This window comes from Methylobacterium symbioticum (assembly GCF_902141845.1).
In the GTDB taxonomy this organism is placed as follows: domain Bacteria; phylum Pseudomonadota; class Alphaproteobacteria; order Rhizobiales; family Beijerinckiaceae; genus Methylobacterium; species Methylobacterium symbioticum.
This window is the reverse complement of the sequence record NZ_CABFPH010000024.1, coordinates 1-18,750: the sequence shown is the minus strand read 5'-3', so window position 1 is coordinate 18,750 and position 18,750 is coordinate 1. Positions and strand designations below refer to the sequence as shown.

At 70.3% G+C, this 18,750-nt stretch carries 16 protein-coding genes and 1 tRNA gene; 8 read left to right on the top strand and 9 right to left on the bottom strand.

Features of this window, described 5'->3' with window-relative positions:
• Positions 1 to 248 precede the first annotated feature (248 nt).
• The 4 genes from MET9862_RS10570 to MET9862_RS10555 all read left to right on the top strand — a co-directional run bounded on the left by MET9862_RS10570 (position 249) and on the right by MET9862_RS10555 (position 6,247).
• Positions 249 to 569, top strand: a complete 321-nt coding sequence (locus tag MET9862_RS10570; protein ID WP_142582966.1) for a rhodanese-like domain-containing protein — start codon at positions 249 to 251, stop codon at positions 567 to 569.
• Positions 570 to 786: 217 nt separating this feature from the next.
• Positions 787 to 1,926 carry an efflux RND transporter periplasmic adaptor subunit gene (locus MET9862_RS10565; RefSeq protein WP_142582965.1) on the top strand — a complete coding sequence of 380 codons (1,140 nt, stop codon included), beginning with the start codon at positions 787 to 789 and terminating at the stop codon, positions 1,924 to 1,926.
• Positions 1,927 to 2,054: 128 nt separating this feature from the next.
• Positions 2,055 to 5,258, top strand: a complete 3,204-nt coding sequence (locus MET9862_RS10560) for an efflux RND transporter permease subunit (RefSeq protein WP_142582964.1) — start codon at positions 2,055 to 2,057, stop codon at positions 5,256 to 5,258.
• Between the two features lie 122 nt (positions 5,259 to 5,380).
• Positions 5,381 to 6,247, top strand: a complete 867-nt coding sequence (locus MET9862_RS10555; RefSeq protein WP_142582963.1) for an MBL fold metallo-hydrolase — start codon at positions 5,381 to 5,383, stop codon at positions 6,245 to 6,247.
• A gap of 98 nt (positions 6,248 to 6,345) precedes the next feature.
• On the opposite strand, the gene MET9862_RS10550 is transcribed toward MET9862_RS10555, so the two are convergent.
• A complete protein-coding gene (locus tag MET9862_RS10550; protein ID WP_142582962.1) occupies positions 6,346 to 7,053 on the bottom strand; it encodes a glutathione S-transferase N-terminal domain-containing protein in 708 nt (235 codons plus the stop codon).
• A 116-nt stretch (positions 7,054 to 7,169) separates the two neighbouring features.
• On the opposite strand from MET9862_RS10550, the gene MET9862_RS10545 reads away from it, so the two are divergent.
• Positions 7,170 to 7,246: transfer RNA gene (locus tag MET9862_RS10545), tRNA-Pro, on the top strand.
• A 33-nt stretch (positions 7,247 to 7,279) separates the two neighbouring features.
• A complete protein-coding gene (locus tag MET9862_RS10540; RefSeq protein WP_142582961.1) occupies positions 7,280 to 7,591 on the top strand; it encodes an ETC complex I subunit in 312 nt (103 codons plus the stop codon).
• Between the two features lie 7 nt (positions 7,592 to 7,598).
• Here the strand turns inward: MET9862_RS10540 and MET9862_RS10535 are convergent, their stop codons facing one another.
• The 5 genes from MET9862_RS10535 to MET9862_RS10520 all read right to left on the bottom strand — a co-directional run bounded on the left by MET9862_RS10535 (position 7,599) and on the right by MET9862_RS10520 (position 13,014).
• Positions 7,599 to 8,054: a nucleoside deaminase gene (locus tag MET9862_RS10535; RefSeq protein WP_142582960.1), complete on the bottom strand. Its 456-nt coding sequence runs from the start codon at positions 8,052 to 8,054 to the stop codon at positions 7,599 to 7,601.
• Between the two features lie 26 nt (positions 8,055 to 8,080).
• Positions 8,081 to 9,148, bottom strand: a complete 1,068-nt coding sequence (locus MET9862_RS10530) for a spore photoproduct lyase family protein (protein WP_142582959.1) — start codon at positions 9,146 to 9,148, stop codon at positions 8,081 to 8,083.
• A gap of 145 nt (positions 9,149 to 9,293) precedes the next feature.
• On the bottom strand, positions 9,294 to 12,089 hold the full coding sequence (locus MET9862_RS10525) for a [protein-PII] uridylyltransferase (protein WP_142582958.1): 2,796 nt from the start codon (positions 12,087 to 12,089) through the stop codon (positions 9,294 to 9,296).
• 284 nt (positions 12,090 to 12,373) lie between these two features.
• A complete protein-coding gene (locus MET9862_RS29300) occupies positions 12,374 to 12,532 on the bottom strand; it encodes a hypothetical protein (RefSeq protein WP_185156826.1) in 159 nt (52 codons plus the stop codon).
• A 203-nt stretch (positions 12,533 to 12,735) separates the two neighbouring features.
• Positions 12,736 to 13,014: a hypothetical protein gene (locus MET9862_RS10520; protein WP_142582957.1), complete on the bottom strand. Its 279-nt coding sequence runs from the start codon at positions 13,012 to 13,014 to the stop codon at positions 12,736 to 12,738.
• Between the two features lie 308 nt (positions 13,015 to 13,322).
• On the opposite strand from MET9862_RS10520, the gene MET9862_RS10515 reads away from it, so the two are divergent.
• Both MET9862_RS10515 and MET9862_RS10510 read left to right on the top strand, forming a co-directional pair.
• Complete coding sequence (locus tag MET9862_RS10515) at positions 13,323 to 14,423, top strand: GGDEF domain-containing protein (protein ID WP_142582956.1); 1,101 nt, start codon at positions 13,323 to 13,325, stop codon at positions 14,421 to 14,423.
• 151 nt (positions 14,424 to 14,574) lie between these two features.
• Complete coding sequence (locus MET9862_RS10510; protein WP_142582955.1) at positions 14,575 to 15,084, top strand: OsmC family protein; 510 nt, start codon at positions 14,575 to 14,577, stop codon at positions 15,082 to 15,084.
• A 164-nt stretch (positions 15,085 to 15,248) separates the two neighbouring features.
• On the opposite strand, the gene gcvP is transcribed toward MET9862_RS10510, so the two are convergent.
• From gcvP to MET9862_RS10495, 3 genes are all read right to left on the bottom strand, one after another.
• The gene (gcvP, locus tag MET9862_RS10505) at positions 15,249 to 18,089 is read right to left on the bottom strand and encodes an aminomethyl-transferring glycine dehydrogenase (protein WP_142582954.1); all 2,841 of its coding nucleotides are present in this window, start codon (positions 18,087 to 18,089) and stop codon (positions 15,249 to 15,251) included.
• Positions 18,090 to 18,099: 10 nt separating this feature from the next.
• Positions 18,100 to 18,462, bottom strand: a complete 363-nt coding sequence (gcvH, locus tag MET9862_RS10500) for a glycine cleavage system protein GcvH (RefSeq protein WP_142582953.1) — start codon at positions 18,460 to 18,462, stop codon at positions 18,100 to 18,102.
• Positions 18,463 to 18,501: 39 nt separating this feature from the next.
• The coding region (locus MET9862_RS10495) for a glycine cleavage T C-terminal barrel domain-containing protein (protein WP_280178960.1) at positions 18,502 to 18,750 on the bottom strand (249 nt) is incomplete at its 5' end.

Here is an 18,750-nt window from a genome sequence, read left to right as displayed (position 1 = left end):
GCGGCTCGGTGCCGCGGCGCCGGCCGCGATCACGACGCTGTGTTGCGCCGGGCGAGGCTGATGAATAAGGAAAAGCGTCAGCCTACCGAAAGCGCGGCGCTTTTCGCCGCCGCGCGGCCTCCGGCGGATCGGGCCGGACCGCCGCGGTCCCACCCGGATGCGGAGGCGCATGGCGCCCGCGGGACCCGCGGAACCGAGGATGGCAGCGGTGTCCCGGCCGGGGCCCGCCTGCGGGAGGAAGTCTGCCGATGCGTGTGGTCGATCTCGACCGGGATACGGTCAAGAAGGGGCTCGCCGACGGGACGATGCTGGTGATCGACGTGCGCGAGCCCCACGAATATGCGGGCGGCCACATCCCCGGCGCCGTCACCCACCCGCTCTCCGTCTTCGATCCGGCGGCCCTCTCCGAGCTGATCCGGCAGGACGGGCGCCGCCCGGTCTTCGCCTGCGCCGCGGGCGTGCGCTCGCTCCACGCGCTCCAGGCCATGCAGAGCGCCGGGCACGCCACCGAGGAGCATTACCGCGGCGGCTTCAAGGACTGGTACGCCGCCGGTGAGGCGGTTGAGTAATCCGCAGACCGGTCCGTTTTCGCCGGGACGAACCGGCGGACCGGCGACGCCGTGTGCGGTGACGCACAACCCGGGTTCGCGCGAAGGACTAGGGCGCAGGAGCCGGATCCGGCCCGCGCCCGCCAGCGTGCGGGACTCCGTTTCGGAACCCTCAGACCATGCATCCCCGCCCGCAGGCTCCGCCGCTTCCGGCGGGCCGATGCTCAGGGACCACACCATGCGCAGCCGGCTCGTCCGCCTCCTCCCGCTCCTCGCCGCGCTCGCCGCATATCCCGGCGGCGCGGCCCTCGCCCAGGCTCCGGGCGGTCCGCCGCCCAAGGTGACGGTGGCCAAGCCCGTGGTCCGCGAGATCGTGGAGCAGGACCAGTATACGGGCCGGTTCGACCCGATCGAGTTCGTCGAGGTGCGCGCCCGCGTCACCGGCTACCTCGACAAGATCCAGTTCACGGACGGCGCCACCGTGAAGAAGGGCGACGTGCTCTTCGTGATCGACCGCCGGCCGTACAAGGCGGCCCTGGAGCAGGCCCAGGCCGCGCTGACCTCGGCCAAGGCGCGCCTGTCCTTCACGCAGACGGATCTGGAGCGCGCCCAGACCCTGTCGCGGGGCGGCAACATCTCCGAGCAGGTCACCGACCAGCGCCGGCAGGCCTCGCAGACGGCGCAGGCGGACGTGGACAGCGCCGAGGCGGCCTTGCGCAACGCCCAGCTCAACTACGACTTCACCGAGGTGAAGTCGCCGATCAACGGACGCATCAGCCAGCGCCGCGTCACGGAAGGCAACATCGTCATCACCGACCAGACGATGCTGACCACGATCGTCTCGCTCGATCCGATCTATTTCGGCTTCACCGTCGACGAGAAATCCTTCCTCAAGTACCAGCGCAGCCTCGACATCGGCATGGGCCAGACCCAGCGCGGCAAGGGCGTGCCGATCATGATCGCGCTCACCGGGGACGAGAAGCCGACCCGCAAGGGCACCCTCGACTTCGTGGACAACCGCGTCGACAACGCCACCGGCACGGTGCTCCTGCGCGCCACCGTCGAGAACCCGGACGGGTTCATCAAGCCGGGCCTGTTCGGCATCGTCTCGATGCCGGCGACCAAGCCCTTCCAGGGCGTGCTGCTGCCCGACGAGGCGATCTCCGCCAACCAGGACAAGCGCATCGTCTACCTCGTCTCCGAGGACGGCACCGCCTCGGCCCGCGAGGTCAAGCTCGGGCCCAAGGTCGACGGCTATCGGGTGATCCGCGAGGGGCTGAAGGGCGACGAGACCGTGGTCATCAACGGCCTCGCCCGCGTCCGCCCCGGGGCGAAGGTGACGCCGGACTCGCAGACGCTGCCTCCGAGCCGGACCTGACCGGGACCGCCGGGCGCTGGCGCGCCAGAGACCAGACGGGCCGCCTCCGGATGCCGGGGGCGGCCCGCGATACCGCAGGTGACGCGAGGCGCGGGCCCGATCCGGGCGCCGGCCGAGAGGTTTGACCGATGCGCTTTGCCCATTTCTTCGTGGACCGGCCGATCTTCGCCTCGGTCACCTCGATCGTCTTCCTGATCCTCGGCTACGTGGCCTACCTGTCGCTGCCGGTCTCGCAGTATCCCGAGATCGTGCCGCCGACCGTGACGGTGCGCGCCTCCTTCCCCGGCGCCAACGCCGAGACGGTGGCCGCGACCATCGCGACGCCGATCGAGCAGGAGGTCAACGGCGTCGACAACATGCTCTACATGACGTCGTTGTCGACCAACGACGGCAACATGCTGCTGACCGTGACCTTCAAGGTCGGCACCAACCTCGATATCGCGAACGTCCTCGTCCAGAACCGGCTCTCGGTCGCCCAGCCCCGCCTGCCGCCGGACGTGCGCAACCTCGGCGTCACCGTGCGCAAGGCCTCGCCCGACCTGATGCTGGTCGTGCACCTCCTGTCGCCGAAGAAGACCTACGACCAGAACTACCTGGCCAACTACATCTACCTGAACATCCGCGACGAGCTCCTGCGCCTCGACGGCGTCGGCGACATCACGATCTTCGGCGGCAACGAGTATGCCGAGCGCATCTGGCTCGATCCCCAGAAGCTCGCCGCCTACGGCCTGACCACCAACGACATCACCACCGCGCTGCAGGAGCAGAACGTGCAGGTGGCGGCCGGCGCCCTGAACTCGCCGCCCGCGGCGACGGGCCAGGCCTTCCAGCTCGTGGTGCAGTCGCAAGGGCGCTTCCAGACGCCGGAAGAGTTCGCCGAGGTGATCGTCAAAGCCTCCGACGGGCGCCTCGTGCGGGTGAAGGACGTGGCCCGCGTCGAGATGGGCCAGAAGGACTACACGACGAACTCCTTCCTCAACGCGACGCCGGCCGTGGGCATCGGCGCCTTCCAGCGCCCCGGCACCAACGCCCTCGACGCGGCGGCCTCCGTCCGCAACGTGATGGAGAACCTGAAGAAGAACTTCCCGCCGGACGTCGAGTACCGCATCGCCTACAACCCGACCGAGTTCATCGAGGAATCGATCCACGAGGTCTACAAGACCCTGTTCGAGGCGGTCGGCCTCGTCGTGATCGTGGTGCTGGTCTTCCTCCAGAGCTGGCGCACGGCCCTGATCCCCGTGCTCGCCATCCCCGTCTCGCTGGTCGGCACCTTCGCGGCGATGGCGGCCTTCGGCTTCTCGCTCAACAACCTGACCCTGTTCGGGCTGGTGCTCGCCATCGGCATCGTGGTCGACGACGCCATCGTCGTGGTCGAGAACGTCGAGCGCAACATGGCCGAGGGGCTCTCGCCCGGCGAGGCCGCGCACAAGACCATGGACGAGGTCGGCTCGGCGGTCGTCGCCATCGCGCTGGTGCTGGCGGCGGTGTTCATCCCGACCGCCTTCATCCCCGGCATCTCGGGACAGTTCTACAAGCAGTTCGCCCTCACCATCGCGGCCTCGACCCTGATCTCGGCCTTCAACTCGCTGACCCTGTCGCCAGCGCTCTGCAAGCTGCTGCTGAAGCCGCACCACGCGCAGGCCAAGCCGAAGTTCTTCCTCACCCGCTTCGTCAACTGGCTGGCGAGCCTGTTCAACCGCGGCTTCGACTGGCTGTCGCACGGCTATTCGCGCACGATCCACGGGCTGACCACCTACACGATCGGCCTGATCGCGATGCTGCTCGTCTACGCGGCGGTGATCGCGGGCACGCTCCACCTCGCCCACACCACGCCGACGGGCTTCATCCCCGATCAGGACCAGGGCTACCTGATCGGCGTGGTGCAGCTTCCCTCGGGTGCCTCGCTCGACCGCACCACCGAGGTGGTGAACCGCGCCGCCGCGGAGGCCCGCAAGATCGAGGGCGTGACGAACACCGTGATCATCGCGGGCTTCGACGGCGCCACCTTCACCAACACCACCAATTCGGGCGTGATGTTCATCACGCTCGCGGGGGCCAAGGAGCGGGCGACCAAGGGCCGCTCGGCCGCCGTCATCACCGGCGACGTGCTGAAGGCGACCGCCAACATCCAGGAAGCCCGCATCATCGTGATCCCGCCCCCGCCCGTGCGCGGCCTCGGCCAGGGCGGCGGCTTCAAGATGCAGGTGGAGAGCCGGCAATCCTCGGCCATCGGCCCGCTGCTCGCCAATGTCGGCGAGCTCCTCGGCCAGGCCAACCAGAGCAAGGACGTGACGCGGGTGTTCACCACCTTCGGCAACGACACGCCGCAGCTCTACCTCGACATCGACCGCACGGTGGCGCGGATGCTGAACGTGCCGCTCGGCAACGTCTTCTCGACGGTGCAGGCGGCGCTCGGCGGGGCCTACGTGAACGACTTCAACACGCTGGGGCGCATCTATCAGGTGCGCGTGCAGGGCGACGCGCAGTTCCGCGTCTCCAAGCAGGATATCGAGCAGCTGAAGGTCCGCTCCTCCACCGGCGCGCTGGTGCCGATGGGCACGCTCGCCACGATCCGCGAGATCACCGGCCCGCAGATCGTGCAGCGGTTCAACCTCTACTACTCGGTGCCGGTCCAGGGCGTGGCCCAGCCCGGCATCTCCACCGGCCAGGCGCTCGACGCCATGGAAGAGATCGCCAAGAAGAACCTGCCCGACGGCTATTCCTACGACTGGACCGAGATCGCCTACCAGCAGAAGGCGGCCGGCGGCACGGCGATCTACGTCTTCGCGCTCGGCGTGCTGCTGGTCTTCCTCGTGCTCGCCGCGCAGTACGAATCCTGGGCGCTGCCGCTCGCGATCCTGCTGGTGGTGCCGACAGGCGTGCTGGCGGCCCTGTTCGGGGTGCAGCTCCGGGGACAGGACAACAACATCCTCACCCAGATCGGCCTGATCGTGCTGATCGGCCTCGCCGCCAAGAACGCGATCCTGATCGTCGAGTTCGCCCACGACATCGAGGAGAACGAACGCAAGGGGCCCGTCGAGGCGGCGGTGCAGGCCTGCAAGCTCCGCCTGCGCCCGATCCTGATGACGGCCTTCGCCTTCATCCTCGGCACCCTGCCCCTCGTCATCGCGACGGGCCCGGGCGCCGAGATGCGCCAGGCGCTCGGCACGGCGGTGTTCTTCGGGATGATCGGCGCGACCTTCTTCGGCCTGTTCCTGACGCCGGTCTTCTACGTGGTGATCCGCCGCTTCGTGATCTGGATCGCCAGGAAGCGCGGCAAGGATCCGCATGCCGAGGAGCCCGGCCACGGCCATCCGAGCCCGGCCCACTGATCCGGGGTTGACCCCGCCGGCCGCGAGGCCGGCGGGTTTTTTCTTGTGGCTTGCTCGGGCTGCGTTCAGGCGCGCGGCCTGATACCGCTCTTCGACCGATCCTCGAGCCGCGAGCGAGCCCCGTGCCCGGTTACCTGCCCTTCGCGGGCGCCCTGAAGCTGCCCGCCTATACCTGCGACAATTGCGGCTTCTGGCAGCGCCATTTCGAGGCGCCGCCCGCCTGCCCGATGTGCCTGGATGCCCGCCACGTGGTGCCGCAGGACGGCTGGCGCTTCCGCACGGCGGCGGAGGCGCAGGCCGCCTTCCCCTGCCACTGGCAGGAGCTGGAGCCGGGCATCTGGCGCTTCTGGAACGAGCCGGTCTCCGGCATCGGGCCGTCCGCCTACCTGATCCGGACCGAGACCGGGAATATGGGCTTCGAGGGCTGCCCGGTCTTCAGCGAGGCGGCCCTCGACCAGATCGAACGGCTCGGGGGGATGCAGGTGCTCTCCGCCTCGCACCCGCATTCCTACGGCGCGCTGGTGCAGTTGCAGGACCGCTTCGATCCCGAGCTCTGCCTGCCGGCGGCCGACTTCACCTGGAGCGCGGCCCTGCAGGTCTCCTGGCCCTACGACGACTTCCTGGAGCCGCTGCCCGGCCTCGAACTGCACCGCACCGCCGGCCATTTCGACGGCCACGCGGTGCTGTTCGACCGCAAGCGGAAGATCTGCTTCTGCGGCGACGCCCTGAAGTTCGAACTCGACCCGAACGATGCCCGCCGGGCGCTCACCATCTCGGCCCACAAGGCCTTCGTGCGCGGCGTGCCGCTGACCGTCAACGAGCTGCGCCGCTACCGCGACGTGTTCGAGCGCCTCGACTTCACCCAGACCTGGACGCCCTTCGAGCCGGCCGCCAATTGCGGCCGGGCCGAGGTGCTGGCCCTGATCGACCAGATGCTCGGCAGCCGGCCGCACGCGGCGCCGGTGCCGCTGGAGTCCTTGCGACAATAGCCGCCGCTGCCCCCCACGGATCTCGGGCTTGCCCAAGATCCGCATCGCTCTGCCCAAGTCGGGCAGGCCCGACTTGGGTTGGGGGAGGGGCGGGGGTGTCAGCGCTTGGTGTTCGCCGCCGTCTGCCCGAACATCACCTTCTTGGCGTCCTCGCTCATGGTCTGGCCGAGATTCGGGTTGACCTCGGGCCCCTTGGCGTAGGCGGCCACCGTGCCGGCGCGGTCGCGCACGGCCTCGAACCAGCGCTTCAGGTTCGGGTGGTCGTCGAGGCTCTGGCCCTGCTTCTCGTAGGGCACGATCCAGGGATAGCAGGCCATGTCGGCGATGCTGTAGTCGGCGCCGGCCACATAGGCACGGTCGGCAAGCCGCCGATCGAGCACGCCGTAGAGGCGGTTGGTCTCGTTGAGGTAGCGGTTGATCGCGTAGGGCACCTTCTCCGGCGCGTATTGCGTGAAGTGGTGGTTCTGGCCGAGCATCGGCCCGAGGCCGCCCATCTGCCAGAACAGCCATTGCAGCACCTCGGCCCGGCCGCGCAGGTCCGACGGGATGAAGCGCCCGGTCTTCTCGGCGAGATAGAGCAGGATCGCGCCCGACTCGAACAGCGAGACCGGCGCGCCGCCGCCCGCGGGCGCGTGGTCGACGATCGCCGGCATGCGGTTGTTCGGGGCGATCGCCAGGAAGTCCGGCTTGAACTGGTCGCCCGCTCCGATATTCACCGGAACGATCCGGTAGGGCAGGCCGGTCTCCTCCAGGAACATCGTGACCTTGTGGCCGTTCGGCGTCGGCCAGTAATGGAGATCGATCATCGCGGTCCTCGTGCATCCCCCTCGCGCAGCCGGAGGTGGGACGCGGGGAGAGCGGGGTCAAGCGGCGCGGATGCGCCTTGCCGCTGCGCTGCGGAAACCGTAAAACGCGGGCGTGGCGGGGTGTAGCGCAGTCTGGTAGCGCACCTGGTTTGGGACCAGGGGGTCGTAGGTTCGAATCCTATCGCCCCGACCATCTTCGTGTTTGTCCGGAGCCGTTCCCGTCGCCATGCCGAGCGCCCGCATCTACCAGCCGTCGAAGGACGCCTCGCAGTCGGGCCTCGCCCGCACCAAGCTCTGGATCCTGGAATTCGACCAGACCGCCCCGCGCGAGACCGAACCGCTGATGGGCTGGACCAGCTCCGGCGACATGCTGCAGCAGGTCAGGCTGGAATTCGAGACCCGCGAGGAGGCGGTGGCCTACGCGACGCGCGCCGGCATCAGCTACCGGGTCGAGGAGCCGCACAAGCCGATCCCGCGCAAGGGCCTGTCCTACTCGGACAATTTCAAGTTCAGCCGCACCGCGCCCTGGACCCACTGAGCCGCAGTCAGGCCTTCGTCCGCGCCGCCCAGGCCGGGTAGGGCGAGGCGCCCTCCGGCCGCATCTGCCTGAGCCGCATCGGCTGCTCGGCGAGCGGCCGGCACAGCTCGCCGTAGATCGCGGCCGAGCCGACGCCGTGGGTCTCGGCCTCCTCCGCCGCGTAGGCGAAATAGCCCTCGCGAAAGCCCGCCAGCCGCATGGCCGCGTGGCACATCGGGCAGGGCTGGCCGCTCGCGTACATCACGGCCCCCGAGAAGTCGCGGCCGAGCGTGCGGCTCGCCGCGCGCAGCGCCACCATCTCGGCATGGTCGCTCGGGTCGTCGGTCAGATGGACGGTGTTGGCCGCCCGCGCGACGACGGCGCCGTCCTTCACGATCACCGCGCCGTAGGGCGAGCCGCCGTCCTCGACATTGCGCCGGGCGATGGCCACGGCTTCGGCGAGATGGGCCTCGTGGGTCGTCATCGCGTCTCTCCTCCCGACATCCTCGATCAGAATGCGTAGCGCACCGTGCAGTCCGGCAGCGTCTCGGCGAGCAGGGCCTTGAATCGGGCGAGCCAGCGGCCCTTCCAGCCGGCGCGGTAGCGCACGTTGACGCCGCCGCCCTCCGAGACCTTCGCTTCCTGGATGTCGGGCCGCCAGAGGAGGCCCTCCGCCTTGGGGTGCCAGCCGAGATTGACCGCGTGCAGACCCGCATTGTGGGTCAGCATGATCACCTCGCACCGGAGCTGGGCCTTGGCCCGGGCCGAGATCCCGGCCTCGATCTGCCGGAACAGGTCACGCCAGTCCGCCTCCCAGCCCTCGTAGAGGATGACGGGCGAGAAATTGGCGTGGACCTCGTAGCCGGCCTCCACGAAGTCGTCGATCGCGGCGATGCGCTCGGGGATCGGCGCGGTGCGCACGTCGACCACGCGGGCGATCCGCTCCGGCATCAGCGAGAAGCGGATGCGGGTCTTGCCCCGCGGGTCGTAGCCGAGGAGATCGCGGTTCACCGCCTTGGTGGCGAAGGAGGCCTTGGCGTTCGGCAGGTCCCGGAACAGGGCGACGAGGTCGCGCACCCCATCCGTCAGGGCCGCATCGACCGAGAGGTCGCCGTTCTCGCCGATATCGTAGACCCAATGCTCCGGATCGATCAGGTCGGGCTCGGGCAGCGGCCCCTGCTTCCGCGCGTGGCGGGCGATGGCCGCGCCGGCGGCCTCGGTGTTCACGAACAGGCTGATCGGGTTCGCGAAGCCCTTGCGCCGCGGCACGTAGCAATAGGCGCAGGCCATGGCGCAGCCGTTCGAGGTGGAGGGCGCGATGAAATGGGCGCTGCGCCCGTTCGGGCGCAGGGTCAGCCCCTTCTTCACCCCGAGCACCAGGGTGGAGCGCTTGATCCGCACCCAGTCCTCGACCGAGCCGGCATTGCCGTGCAGCTCCGGGATGTTCCAGTGCGACGGGACCGCGATGCGCTCGGCGTCCGGAAAGCGCGCCAGGATCGTTCGGCCGTGGGGAAAGTCCCCGACGGCCGGCTCGTGGTAGATCCGTTGGATGTCGAGGAGATCACGGGTCAGCGCCATGCGCCTCCTGATGTAGGCCACCCGGCACGAAAAGCCCGGGTGTCGAGAGGGATCATCCCGCGCGCGGGTCCGGGCGGAGCCCGGGATCCATCAGGGCTTCGCCCCGATACCCCACCTAGAGGGATGATCCCTTTGGAAACCCGGATCAGGCCTCCCGCGGGGGAGGGGCCGCGACGAGCGCCTCCAGGCCTTCCGCCTTCAGGGCGGCCACGTCGCCGGCGAAGATCTCCATCACGGCGGCCCGGATCGCGGCGAGGCGGTCGGGCTGGGTGACGCGGGTGCCGATCAGGTCGGTCACGTAGAACACGTCCACCGCCCGCTCGCCGAAGGTGGCGATATGGGCCGAGGTGATGTTGAGCGAGAGCCGGCTGAAGGCGGTGGTCAGCTCGTAGAGCAGGCCCGGCCGGTCGAGGCCGGTGACCTCGATCACCGTCTCGCGGCTCGACAGGGCGTTGTCGATCGCCATGTCGGGCGGCACCAGGAAGGTCTTGGCCCGGGCGCTCGCCACCGGCGGGTGCTTGTCGGCGACGAGGTCGGCGATGCGGATCTCGCCCTTCAGCGCCCGCTCGATCGCCGCGGTGATGCGCTTGCCCCGGCGCAGCTCGTCCTCGTCCCGGTCGAAGGCGCGCGAGAGGTAGATCGAATCGAGGGCGAAGCCGTCCGAGGTGGTGAAGATCTGCGCATCGACGATGTTGCCGCCCGCCGCCGCGCAGGCGCCGGTGATGATGGCGAGCAGCCGCGGATGGTCGGGCGAGTAAACCGTGATCTCGGTGACGCCGCGCACCGGATCCGTCTCGACATCGGTGGCGCTGGTCCGCCCGGACTCCTCGACGCCGCGGATGAAGTTCGCGTCCTTGAACTGGCGCACGCCCTCCACCTTCAGCCAGTAGGCCTGGTTGTGGCGGGCGGCGTAGGCGTCGAACGCCTCCGCCGACCAGTCCGGCAGCTTCTCGCGCAGGGCGATCTGGATCAGGCGGACGCGGTCGGTGCGGGCGATCTCGGAATGGCCGCCGGAGAGGCGCACCTCGGTCTCGTCGTAGAGGGTGCGGATCAGCGTGGCCTTCCAGGCCGTCCAGACGCCGGGCCCGACCGCGGTGATGTCGGCCACCGTCAGGATGGTGAGCAGCCTCAGGCGCTCCAGGCTCTGCACCACCGCGGCGAAGCGCTCGATGGTCTTCGGGTCCGAGAGGTCGCGGCTCTGGGCCGTCATCGACATCAGCAGGTGGTGCTCCACCAGCCAGGCCACCGTCTCGGTCTCGGCCTGGGTCAGGCCGAAGCGCGGGCAGAGCTTCTCGGCGATGGCCGCGCCGGCGATCGAGTGGTCCTCCGGCCGGCCTTTGGCGATGTCGTGGAGGAGGATGGTGACGTAGAGCGCCCGGCGGTTGGCGATCGAGTGGATCAGCCGGGAGACCAGGGGATAGGTCTCCTCGACGCGGCCGGATTCGATCGCGGCGAGCGCCCCGATCGAGCGCAGCAGGTGCTCGTCCACCGTGAAGTGGTGGTACATGTTGAACTGCATCATCGCCACGATGCGCCCGAAATCCGGGATGAAGCGGCCGAGCACGCCGGCCTCGTTCATCTGGCGCAGCACCGATTCCGGCGAGTTCCGCGAGGTCAGGATGTCGAGGAAGAGGCGGTTCGCCTCCTCGTCCGAGCGGAGCGTCTGCCCGATCAGGCGGAGCGACCGGCTGGCGACGCGCTTGGCGTCGGGGTGGATCGGGAGGTTGTGCCGGTCGGCGAGCCAGAACAGCCGGATCAGGTTGACGGGATCGCGCTCGAAGGCGTCCTCGGCGCGCAGGTTCACCCGGCCGTGGTCGATCCAGAAATCCTCCGCCTCAATGGCGGTGGCGCGGAAGCGGTCGCGGAAGCGGCCGATCCAGCGGTCGAGCACCGGCGTGCGCTTGGCATGGCGCGCCTCCAGCTCGGCGCAGACGATGGCGGTGAGGTCGCCGACATCCTTGGCGACCCGGAAATAGGCCTTCATGAAGCGCTCGACGCCGGAGAGGCCGCCGCGGGGACCGTAGCCCAGGCGCTCGGCGATGCGCGGCTGCAGCCCGAAGGAGAGCCGCTCCTCGGCGCGTTTGGTGACGAAGTGCATGTGGCAGCGCCCCCGCCACAGGAACTCCTCGCAGCGCTCGAACAGCTTGTACTCGTCGGGCGTGAACAGGCCGGCATGGACGAGCTCCGCCTGATCGCGCACGCGGTAGGTGTATTTGGCGATCCAGAACAGGGTGTTGAGGTCGCGGAGCCCTCCCTTGCCGTCCTTCACGTTCGGCTCGACGAGGTAGCGCGAGGAGCCGGCCTTCGCGACCCGCGCGTCGCGCTCGCGCAGCTTCGCCTCCACGAATTCGTGGGCGGTGCCCAGGACCAGCTCGCTGTCGAAGCGGGTGACGAGCTCCTCGAAGAGCTGCCGCGAGCCGAACAGGTAGCGGGCCTCGAGGATCGCCGTGCGGATGGTGATGTCGCTCCGCGACTCGCGCAGGCACTCCTCCACCGAGCGCGTGGCGTGGCCGACCTTCACCTTGAGGTCCCAGAGCACGTAGAGCATCGCCTCGACGACGCTCTCCGACCACGCGGTCTGCTTGTAGGGCAGCAGGAACAGGAGATCGATGTCCGAGCCCGGTGCCATGGTGCCCCGGCCGTAGCCGCCGGTGGCGACCACCGTGAACTGCTCGCCCGTGGTCGGATTGTCGTTCGGGTAGAGGCGCCAGACCACCGCGTCGTAGATCGCCCGCACCACCGCGTCGGTGAGCGCCGAGATCGCCTGGGCGCAGGCGAAGCCGTCGCGGTCCCTGAGGAGCTGCGCCTCGGCGGCCTGATGGCCGCGCTCGATCACCGCCTTCAGCTCGGGCACCAGGATGGCCCGCAAGGCGGTCGGCTCGCGCACCTCCCGGTCGAGATCGTCCAGAACCTTGGCGAGGGCGGCGGCGGCGTCGAACATGGATACCCGTTCAAGCATTCCGGCGTCGGCGGCCGGGCCGCTCCGGCGGGGAGCGGGTCACGCGGCACGCATGTCGGAACGAAACCTCAGGGGCGACGCCGCGGCCCGGCCGGGCCGGAGCCAAGCTCTAGCACGATCGCACCGGGCTGCCAGCGTCGCCGAAGGGGACGCGACATAAGGCACGGGGACGGCTCGTGCCAGCCGCGCGTCCGTATCGGGCCGGTTCCGAGAAGGTGTCGGCCCTCGCCCGGGCCGGAGGGCGTGCGGCCTCGGGACCGGCCGGCTCAGTCGCGTCCGGAGCGGGGCGCCTCCCGCCGGTCGTCCCGCGGCGCATGCGGCGGCTCCACGGGCGGGAACAGCTTCGCGAGCCCGGCCGCCACGCCGTACAGGATCGGATTGCGGTTCGGCCCCGAGCGGGGCGGTTGCAGGTCGGTCTTCAACATGTGCATCGCGGTCCGCCGGGAGCGGAGATGTCGCGTGCCCCTCGGCACGTCTCGTGGGTCGGCAGACGATAATGCGCGCGGGATTACTTGGTTTCCGGCCCCGTGCGGGAATGCTTGCCGCCCGGGCCTGTCCCGATACGGGGCGGCAGGCGTCCCGAATCTGTCTTGGCGATGCAGGACATCCTGAGCCCGCGCGGGGCGCGTCAGCCGCCTCGGCGCAGCACGACCCGCACGGGCGCGCGCGGCAGCGGGCAGGCGGCCGGCTGCACGGTCATCAGGACCGAGCCCGGGCAGGCGGAGCGGCAGGCGAGGCCCGCATCGATCTGGTCCCGGCCGCAGCCTTCCGCCTGACAGAACCGTCCGAGATTCTCGCAGGTCGCCAGGAACCGGCCCGTGGCCGGCAGCGCCGGCTCGCGGAGATCCGCGGCCTGGACCGGCACCGCCGACAGGAGGCCGAGAAGAAAGAGGCCGGAGCGCAGCACGGCTGTCCGAGGGTTCGCGCGGGGCCTCGCGGGGCCGCCCCTGTCTCCCTAGAGCGGTTTCCGATCGCCTTGCAATCGGGACCGGCTCCAAGTCTCTGTCTTGACGCGCTCGCCGTCGCCGAACCGGCTCCCCCTCGGCTCGAGGGGGCACGAGCATCCGGCGCTGCCGGTCCAGTCCGCTTCCGCGCGATCACCGGTCGCAGTCGAAGGGACGATGCGAAGGTTGCGGGCCGATTCGGGTCAAGCTTAACCGATCCTTGAGCGGATCTGCGCCACAGGATTCGCCGAGCCAGCGCCGGATCGAGTTCATGGACGTCCTCCCCGACCTGCAGACGCTGCGCCTCTGTAGCCTGCTCGCCAGCACGGCCTTCGCCATGGTGTTCCTGGCCTTCTGGCAGGCGCGGCGCGCCGAGCTGTTCTGGCTGCACTGGGCCGGAAGCTCGCTCCTCTATGCCGGGCTGATGGTCGGCTTCTCGCGCGTCGAGCACGCGGCCGCGGTCGCGCTCCTCTATGCGCTGCTCGCGGGCACCAACATCCTGATCATCTCGGGCGTGCGCGCCTTCGACGGCCGGCCCGCCTTCCGGGCCTGGATGCTCATGCCGATCCTTGCGACCGGCCTCGGCTTCGGGCTGCCCGCCTGGCTGGTGCCGGAGCCGGCGCTCGCGGGAACGGTGAGCCGGATCGGCGGCACCGCCCTGCTCGCCTCCAGCTCCGCCCTGGCGGGCGCGACCCTCGCCTTCGAGCCGCAGGCGCAACCGTCGCGCGGGCGCCGCATCGCCGGGTTCGCGATCCTCGGCTACCAGCCCTCCTACGCCCTGGCCATCGTGGCGGAGGTCTCGGGCTGGTCGGAGCCGAACATGGCCGCGCTCCTGCCGATGCTGTCGGATCAGGTCCTGCTCGGCATCATGAGCCTCGGGCTGCTCGCCATGCCGGGCGAGCGGGCGCAGGGCGCGCTCCGCGATGCCGCCCTGCGCGACGCGCTGACCGGCGCCTGGAACCGGGCTGGTCTCGCGGCGCGGGCGCGCCTGCCCGCGCCGGACGCGGCGGTGATCCTGATCGACGTCGATCACTTCAAGGCCATCAACGACCGCCACGGCCATGCGGCGGGCGACGCGGTGCTGGTCGCCCTCGTCGCGCGCATCGGCGCGCTGCTGCCCGGACCGGCCGACACGGTCGCGCGCCTCGGCGGCGACGAGTTCGCGGTGGTGCTGCACGGTACGACCCGGCCCGCCGCCCACCGGCTCGCGGGCGAGATCCGGCTCGCGGCGCGGCGGGCGGCCGAGACGCCGGCCTGGACGGTCAGCCTGGGCGTCGCCATGGCGGAGGGCGCCGACCTCGCCGGCGCTCTGGCCCGGGCGGATGCCGCCCTCTACGCCGCCAAGGCCGCGGGCCGCGACCGGGCCGCCTGATCTCCGGGCCACCGCGCGAAATCCTTGTCCTGACGCGCGCTCTTGCACCGGACCGGTATCCCCGTCAGCGGTGCGCCCTGAGGGCTCGCCCGGTTGAGGTCCCCTGCGCTTGCCGCTAACCGGATCCCACAAGAACAGAGGAAGCCCCACGATGGACGCCACCGCCCTGCGCGCGCTTCAGGCCCCGCTCAAGGACCAGTATCGGCAGAGCCCCGATGCGGCCGTCATCACCCTGACGGCCAAGGGCTCGCTCGACGACACCGCCATTGCCTGCAAGGTCGAGACGGGCCGGGCGCTCGCGGTGGCCGGCCTGCACCCCGCCACCGGCGGCTCGGGTGCCGAGCTCTGCTCGGGCGACATGTTGCTCGAGGCCCTGGTCGCCTGCGCGGGCGTGACGCTGAAGGCGGTCGCGACGGCGCTCGAGATCCCCCTCCGCGCCGGCACGGTGAGCGCCGAGGGCGATCTCGACTTCCGCGGCACGCTCGGCGTCGACAAGGAGGCGCCGGTGGGCTTCCGCGCCATCCGCCTGTCCTTCGCCCTCGACACCGACGCGCCGCAGGAGAAGCTCGACCAGCTCCTCAAGCTGACCGAGCGCTACTGCGTGGTGTTCCAGACCCTGAACCACCGGCCCGAGCTGACGGTCGCCGCCACGAAGGGCTGACGAGAGCGCTCTTAAGCCGAAATGGACACCGGTTCGGCGCAAGAGAGCGCGTCAAAACAAGAGTTTGGAGCCGCTCCCGATTGCAACGCGATCGGGAGCGGCTCTCGCTGGCGGAACCGGCGCTGGCGGAACCGGGGCGTACCGGGTTCCGCCGTGAGGCGGCCCTACTCGGCCGCCGCCTCGTAGCTCTCCGGCGGCGGGCAGGAGCAGACGAGATTGCGGTCGCCGTAGGCGTTGTCGACGCGGTTGACCGGCGGCCAGTACTTGTCGGTGCGGAAGCTGCCCACCGGGAAGCAGCCGGCCTCCCGCGAATAGGGCCGCTCCCAGGTGCCGACGAGGTCCTGCACCGTGTGGGGCGCGTTCTTGAGGGGGTTGTTCGCCGTGTCGGAGCGGCCCTCCTCGATCGCCCGAATCTCCTCGCGGATCGCCAGCATGGCGTCGCAGAAGCGGTCGATCTCGCCCTTGGTCTCGGATTCCGTCGGCTCGATCATCAGCGTGCCGGCCACCGGCCAGCTCATGGTCGGCGGGTGGAAGCCGCAATCGATCAGCCGCTTGGCGATGTCGTCCACGCTGATCCCGGCGCTCTTCTGGAAGGGGCGCACGTCCACGATGCATTCATGCGCGACGCGGCCGTTCTCCCCGGCGTAGAGGATCGGGTAGGCGCCCTTCAGCCGGCTCGCGATGTAGTTGGCGTTGAGGATCGCCACCCGCGTCGCCTGGGTCAGCCCGCGCCCGCCCATCATCAGGCAGTAGCTCCACGAGATCGGCAGGATCGAGGCCGAGCCGTAGGCCGAGGCGGAGACCGCCCCTTCCTCGCCGCTGCGCGGGTCGGAGGGCAGGAACGGGATCAGGTGCGCCTTCACCCCGATCGGCCCCATGCCCGGACCGCCGCCGCCATGCGGGATGCAGAAGGTCTTGTGCAGGTTGAGGTGGCTGACATCGGCCCCGATGTCGCCGGGCCGGGCGAGGCCGACGAGCGCGTTGAGGTTCGCCCCGTCGAGATAGACCTGGCCCCCATGGGCGTGGGTGATGGCGCAGATCTCGCGCACCCGCGCCTCGAACACGCCGTGCGTCGAGGGATAGGTGATCATGCAGGCCGCGAGGTTCGTGGCATGCAACTCGGCCTTCCTGCGGAAATCCTCCACGTCCACGTTGCCGTCCGCATCGGCCCCGACCACGACCACGCTCATCCCGCACATCTGCGCGGAGGCCGGGTTGGTGCCGTGCGCCGAGGAGGGGATCAGGCAGACCGTGCGGTGCGCCTCGCCGCGCGACAGGTGGTAGCGGCGGATGGCGAGAAGCCCCGCATACTCGCCCTGCGCGCCCGAATTCGGCTGCATCGAGATCGCGTCGTAGCCCGTGACCGCGCACAGCTTCTCGGAGAGGTCGCCGATCAGCTGATGATAGCCCGCCGCCTGATCGTCCGGCACGTGCGGGTGGATCTCCGAGAATTCCGGCCAGGAGATCGGCAGCATCTCCGCCGTGGCGTTGAGCTTCATCGTGCAGGAGCCGAGCGGGATCATCGCCCGGTCCAGCGCCAGGTCGCGGTCGGCGAGGCGGCGCATGTAGCGCGTCATCTCGCTCTCGGCCCGGTTCATGTGGAAGATCGGGTGCGTCAGGTAGGACGAGCGGCGCAGCAGCGCCTCCGGCAGGCGCGAATCCGGCCAGGCCTCGTCGTAGGGTACGTCGTGCCCGCCGAAGGCGCGCCAGACCGCCTGCAGGATGTCGGGCCGGGTGCGCTCGTCCACCGTGATGCCGATGCGGTCCTCGCCGACCTTCCGCAGATTCACGCCGTTCTCGACGGCGCTCTTCAGGATCACGCCCTGGAAGGGCCCGACCGCGACGGTGATCGTGTCGAAGAAGTGCTGCGGCTCGATCTGGAAGCCGAGATTCGTGAGGCCCCCGGCGAGCCGCACCGCGTCCCGGTGCACCCGCTGGGCGATGGCCTTGAGGCCGGCCGGCCCGTGATAGACCGCGTACATCGAGGCGATGACGGCGAGCAGCACCTGGCTGGTGCAGATGTTCGAGGTCGCCTTCTCGCGGCGGATATGCTGCTCGCGGGTCTGCAGGGCGAGGCGGTAGGCGCGGTTGCCCTTGGCATCGACCGAGACGCCGACGATGCGCCCCGGCAGCGCGCGCTTGTGGGCGTCGCGAGTCGCCATGTAGGCCGCGTGCGGGCCGCCGAAGCCCATCGGCACGCCGTAGCGCTGCATGGAGCCGATCGCGATGTCGGCCCCCATCTCGCCCGGCGCCTTGAGCAGCGTCAGCGCCAGGGGATCGGCGGCGACCGCCGCGATCGCGCCGGCCGCGTGAAGGGCCGCGATCGGGCCCGTGAAGTCGTGGATCGCCCCGTTCACGCCGGGATACTGGAACAGCGCGCCGAAGACCTGCGCGGGGTCGAGGTCGGTGAAGGGATCGCCCACCACGATGCGCCAGCCGAGCGGCGCGGCACGGGTCCTCAGGACGGCGAGGGTCTGGGGCAGGCAGTCCCTGTCCACGAAGAAGGCGTCCGCCTTCGTGCTCGCCGCGCGCCGGGCCATGCCCATGGCCTCGGCCGCCGCGGTGGCCTCGTCGAGGAGCGAGGCGTTGGCCACGTCCAGCGCCGTCAGGTCGCAGACCAGGGTCTGGAAGTTCAGGAGCGCCTCGAGCCGGCCCTGGCTGATCTCGGGCTGATAGGGCGAGTAGGCGGTGTACCAGGCCGGGTTCTCGAAGATGTTGCGCTGGATCGCCGGCGGCATGGTGGTGCCGTGGTAGCCCTGGCCGATCAGCGAGACGAGCAGCCGGTTCCTGTCGGCGACCGCGCGCATGGTCTCGATCGCGCGGCGCTCGGTGAGCGGCTTGCCGAAGGCGAGCGGCGTCTCCTGCCGGATATCCGCCGGCAGGGTCTCGTCCATCAGCGCGTCGAGGCTCTCGGCGCCGCAGAGCTTCAGCATCTCGCCGATCTCGGCCACGGTGGGGCCGATATGGCGCCGGTTGGCGAAGTCGTAGGGATCGTAGGCGGTCATCGGACCCTCCTCACTTCGGGAGTGCGGCGTAGGCCGCCTCGTCCATCAGGGCCTCCATGTCGGCCGGGTCCTTGAGCCGCATGCGGTAGAGCCAGCCGGCGCCCTGCGGGTCGGCGCCCACCGTCTCGGGGGCGTCCACCACCGCGTCGTTGACCTCGGTGACCTCGCCGTCGAGGGGCGCGTAGACGTCGGAGGCCGCCTTGACCGACTCGACCACGGCCGCCGCGGCGCCCTGGGTGAGCGCCGTGCCGACCTTCGGCAGCTCGACGAAGACGAGGTCGCCGAGCTGCTCGGCCGCGTGCGCCGTGATGCCCACGGTCGCCACGTCGCCCTCGAGCTTCAGCCACTCGTGCTCTTGCGTGAATCTCAGCATGGGGTCGTTCCTTGAAGGCAGAGTTGAAGGCAGGGGGGATCAGCCGCGCTTGAAGCCGGCGGGACGGAAGGGGAGGGGGGTGACGGTCAGCGGCAGGTGCTGGCCGCGCAGCTCGGCCAGCACGCGGGTGCCGGGCTCGGCGAGGTCCGCCGGCAGGTAGCCCATGGCGAGCGGCGCCCCGAGGCTCGGGCCGAAGCCGCCCGAGGTGACCCGGCCGACGGCGCTCGCCCCGCCCTCGGCGAAGAGGGGCGCGCCGGCCCGCACGGGGGCGCGGCCCTCGGGCAGCAG

Bases quoted from the DNA above. Each gene is read 5' to 3' on its own strand.
- MET9862_RS10570 (WP_142582966.1), top strand. From the start codon at position 249: ATGCGTGTGGTCGATCTCGACCGGGATACGGTCAAGAAGGGGCTCGCC.
- MET9862_RS10565 (WP_142582965.1), top strand. From the start codon at position 787: ATGCGCAGCCGGCTCGTCCGCCTCCTCCCGCTCCTCGCCGCGCTCGCC.
- MET9862_RS10560 (WP_142582964.1), top strand. From the start codon at position 2,055: ATGCGCTTTGCCCATTTCTTCGTGGACCGGCCGATCTTCGCCTCGGTC.
- MET9862_RS10550 (WP_142582962.1), bottom strand. From the start codon at position 7,053: ATGATCGATCTCCATTACTGGCCGACGCCGAACGGCCACAAGGTCACG.
- MET9862_RS10540 (WP_142582961.1), top strand. From the start codon at position 7,280: ATGCCGAGCGCCCGCATCTACCAGCCGTCGAAGGACGCCTCGCAGTCG.
- MET9862_RS10535 (WP_142582960.1), bottom strand. From the start codon at position 8,054: ATGACGACCCACGAGGCCCATCTCGCCGAAGCCGTGGCCATCGCCCGG.
- MET9862_RS10530 (WP_142582959.1), bottom strand. From the start codon at position 9,148: ATGGCGCTGACCCGTGATCTCCTCGACATCCAACGGATCTACCACGAG.
- MET9862_RS10525 (WP_142582958.1), bottom strand. From the start codon at position 12,089: ATGTTCGACGCCGCCGCCGCCCTCGCCAAGGTTCTGGACGATCTCGAC.
- MET9862_RS29300 (WP_185156826.1), bottom strand. From the start codon at position 12,532: ATGTTGAAGACCGACCTGCAACCGCCCCGCTCGGGGCCGAACCGCAAT.
- MET9862_RS10515 (WP_142582956.1), top strand. From the start codon at position 13,323: ATGGACGTCCTCCCCGACCTGCAGACGCTGCGCCTCTGTAGCCTGCTC.
- MET9862_RS10510 (WP_142582955.1), top strand. From the start codon at position 14,575: ATGGACGCCACCGCCCTGCGCGCGCTTCAGGCCCCGCTCAAGGACCAG.
- gcvP (WP_142582954.1), bottom strand. From the start codon at position 18,089: ATGACCGCCTACGATCCCTACGACTTCGCCAACCGGCGCCATATCGGC.
- gcvH (WP_142582953.1), bottom strand. From the start codon at position 18,462: ATGCTGAGATTCACGCAAGAGCACGAGTGGCTGAAGCTCGAGGGCGAC.